Origin of the sequence: Lutibacter sp. B1, from assembly GCF_012524075.1 — a bacterium.
In the GTDB taxonomy this organism is placed as follows: domain Bacteria; phylum Bacteroidota; class Bacteroidia; order Flavobacteriales; family Flavobacteriaceae; genus Lutibacter.
In genome coordinates, this window is record NZ_JAAZUI010000070.1 from 1 (window position 1) to 2,131 (window position 2,131).

Consider the following 2,131-nt stretch of genomic DNA (forward strand, 5'->3'; position numbering starts at 1 on the left):
ATTAATTGTGATATTGCATTTTTTGTTAAAGACTTTGAAGTACTATCAAGTCTTAAGTGTAAGGTTTTTAATGTTTTGTCCAATTTTATATCTTTTTATAGTTTTTTTTCAGTAATGTATGCCAACGCAACACTGATAAAAAATTGTTTTAATATTTTTTATGAGTAGTTACCCGAAGTAATTGTAAAAAAGGGCTGTGGCTGCCGATAGAAAGCCAAATAAATAGAATATTAATTAAAAAATATAAAATTATGCCTAACCATATTTATCAAAAATTGAGAATTGACAACTGGAATGACGAAAATGTACTTACCAACCTTAAAAAACAAATATTTAATGAAAAAAGTGAATTAGATTTTAATAAAATTATACCACAACCTGAAAATATATTTTTAGGTGATTTAGGTGAAAAAGAAAAGCAAATGTGTATTAAAAAAGGGAGACCTAATTGGTACGATTGGAATATAGAAAATTGGAATACTAAATGGGGTTCTTATTCTTTTAAATTAAATGAAGATAATGAAAATACTTTATCATTCGATTTTCAAACTGCTTGGAATATACCAACTCCAATAATGAATAAAATATTTAAATTAGCGAAAGGTTGTAAAATTAAATATTTGGCAGTTGACGAAGGTGGTTATTTTGCCGTAAGCGTTACAGTTGATGAAGAAGGAACTGAAATGGAAAAAGACTTAAAAGAACATTGTAATGAGTTTTTATTCGCAATGAGTTAACCGTATTAGTGGCAGCCCTTTTTTAGAATTATTACGGGTTAACGTGTTTGGCTATGGTTTCGTTGCGTGAAAATCCGCTAGGATTTTCCGCCGTAAACCGAAGATAGCAAATTTGCGAGGACTTTCCGAGAGGAAAGTCAGAAGCAATGAACTATAGCCGTTGTTACCTGCTGGTTTTTATTATCAAATCATTTATCGTTTTAGAATCTTCAATTGGTTTGTTAAAAATCACTCCAGCTTTATTATACACACTATCTTTTGTCTTAATTGACATTCCAGAAATACAACCGTCAGATTGTAGATTTCCAATTTGTCCAGAGTCAAATTTTAAAAAATCCTCAACATTTAATAATTCAGTCATTTTTTTCCACTTTGCTAATTCCGTTTTATTTTTCAGAGTGTCAGATGAGCTTCGAGTTCCAGAAATCATAATTGTAGAATCCTGTTTAATTTTTAATAAGTGAAATCTACCTCCTTTATCTCCGCATCTACTCCAACTTGAAATTTCAATTGTCTCGTTTGAATTCAGAGTTCCTTTATACGATTTGCAACTACAAATAACATTTATAGTCAGTATCAAAATTAGTATATGTGCGTTTTGTTTTTTCAACTTGCAGGTAACGGTTCTGGCTATGGTTTGGTTGCGTGAAAATCCGCGAGGATTTTCCGCTTAAGAACCAAAGATAGCAAATTTGCGTGGAATTTCAGTTATGAAATTCCGCAGCAATGAACTATAGCCGATGTTACCCAACGTTTTTTGTTTTTTCCGGAGGTTTTGTCCTCAGTCCGTTTTTTTGACCAAGATTCCGTTTTCGGCAATTGCCATTGAGGCAAGCTCCAAAGATTCGGTCAGGTACTTTTTCTGGTTTGAGAGAGCGTATTTGTTTAAAAAATCGGTCGCCCATAAAATCAGTCCGACGTCTTTAGGCAGTTCCAGGTTTTTCCTTTTGTTTTCCCAGACGAGTTTTGAAGTCCGCTGAGAGAGTTCCTTTAGCCGCAAGGTCGTTATCATTCGGACGATTCGGCTTTTTGTCCGCTGTTTTTTTCGGATGATCTTTAGGGATTCCCGCAGGATTTTTTTGTTTTCCTTTTGGTACAGGACATTGCTATCTACATATTCAAAGGTTCTGTCCTTCCAATGTTCCGTCCAGATTGGAATTCCGATTTCAACCAATTGGGTTGCTTTCTGGAAAAGGTCTTTTTCTTTGGTTTTCATTTTAAGTAGGTTTCCGTTACCGCAATCTGGGGTCAAAATGTTGGGTAACGATTTCTATATGCGCCGTTTTAATGGCGTATATGGGTTGTTGTGTTTAGTATTTTGTACATCTGTAAATATACAATTTTTTAAATACGGAGTCTGTCAGCCGCCACCATAAAATGTCTCCAATTGTCAT

3 protein-coding genes are annotated in these 2,131 nt (G+C 33.8%); 1 reads left to right on the forward strand and 2 read right to left on the reverse strand.

Going from position 1 to position 2,131, the window contains the following annotated elements; translation table 11 throughout:
- Positions 1-251 precede the first annotated feature (251 nt).
- The gene (locus HGB55_RS14755) at positions 252-737 is read left to right on the forward strand and encodes a hypothetical protein (RefSeq protein WP_168817808.1); all 486 of its coding nucleotides are present in this window, start codon (positions 252-254) and stop codon (positions 735-737) included.
- 163 nt (positions 738-900) lie between these two features.
- Here HGB55_RS14755 and HGB55_RS14760 read toward each other — a convergent pair whose 3' ends face one another.
- Together HGB55_RS14760 and HGB55_RS14765 are read right to left on the reverse strand one after the other, a co-directional pair.
- Positions 901-1,317: a hypothetical protein gene (locus HGB55_RS14760; protein ID WP_168817811.1), complete on the reverse strand. Its 417-nt coding sequence runs from the start codon at positions 1,315-1,317 to the stop codon at positions 901-903.
- A 201-nt stretch (positions 1,318-1,518) separates the two neighbouring features.
- Entirely contained in the window at positions 1,519-1,953 is a 435-nt protein-coding gene (locus HGB55_RS14765) for a hypothetical protein (RefSeq protein WP_168817813.1), read from the reverse strand.
- Positions 1,954-2,131 lie beyond the last annotated feature (178 nt).

Coding starts and splice junctions, on each gene's coding strand:
- HGB55_RS14755 (WP_168817808.1), top strand. CDS start 252: ATGCCTAACCATATTTATCAAAAATTGAGAATTGACAACTGGAATGAC.
- HGB55_RS14765 (WP_168817813.1), bottom strand. CDS start 1,953: ATGAAAACCAAAGAAAAAGACCTTTTCCAGAAAGCAACCCAATTGGTT.